The organism is Xanthomonas sp. LMG 12461, assembly GCF_009192935.1.
Classification (GTDB): Bacteria; Pseudomonadota; Gammaproteobacteria; order Xanthomonadales; family Xanthomonadaceae; genus Xanthomonas_A; species Xanthomonas_A sontii.
In genome coordinates, this window is record NZ_NQYT01000102.1 from 1 (window position 1) to 1,049 (window position 1,049).

Sequence of the window (1,049 nt, forward strand, 5' to 3'; positions counted from 1 at the left end):
TTTCGCTCCTAAAGCTTCGAGCTTGCATCGTAGATCGGCTCCGCCCTCCACATGCTGGCCCTTGTGTGTCCGAACGGTATCCAGAGTCCGCCCGCGGGCGTGAACTCGCATCGACAAGGCAGGACCGGGCCCAGCGCCGATCATGACCCTGACACGATGGAGGAATCGCCTATGTCTGCCGTCATCGGCATCGACGTCGCCAAACGCAGTTTCGATGTGGCCATCGAGCTGACCAATGGCAAGCACCGTACCAAGGCCAAGTTGTCCAACGATGCCAAGGGCTTCCAGGCCCTGCAGGCATGGCTGCAGACGCATGCCCAGCCCGATAGCTGGATCGCCATGGAGGCCACCGGCACCTACCACCAGGCGCTGGCCGAGTTCCTCCACGCACGCGGCTATCGGGTGTGCGTGCTCAACCCCGCGCAGACGGCCGCGTACGCACGCAGCCAACTCAGCCGGGTCAAGACCGATCGCAGCGATGCCAAGCTGATCGCCAGTTATGCCCTGCGTCACCGCGAGCAGTTACGCCGTTGGCACCCTGATCCGCCGGCGCTCAAGCAGCTCAAAGCGCTGGTGCGCCGGCGCCAGGATCTGCAACAGATGCTGCAGATGGAGCGCAACCGGCTGGACGTCGCTCCGGCCCAGGTGAAGGACTCGATCCAGGTCCATCTGGCCGATCTGCAACACCACATCGCCCAGATCGAGCAGGCCATCGATGACCATATCGACCAGGATCCGACCTTGCGTGGGCAGCGCGAGCTGCTGGTGAGCATCCAGGGGATTGCCGACACCAGCGCGGCCTTGATGCTGGCCGAGCTTGGCGATGTGAGGCGCTTCGCCGATGCCTCGGCGGTGACCGCCTTCGCGGGCCTGAATCCGTGCCTGCAGGAGTCGGGCGAGCGCAAAGGCCACGTCTGCATCTCGCGCACCGGCTCGCCCCGCTTGCGCGCGGGCCTGTTCATGCCGGCCCTGGTGGCCATGACCCACAACCCGATCATCCGGGCGCTGAAACAGCGGCTGAGCGAACGCGGCAAAACCGGCAAGCAGAG

The 1,049-nt window shown here is 65.1% G+C and carries 1 protein-coding gene; it reads left to right on the forward strand.

Annotated elements, in window-relative coordinates; genetic code table 11:
- Positions 1-171: 171 nt before the first annotated feature.
- A partial coding sequence (locus CEK68_RS20190; protein ID WP_152240457.1) for an IS110 family transposase occupies positions 172-1,049 on the forward strand: 878 nt, incomplete at its 3' end.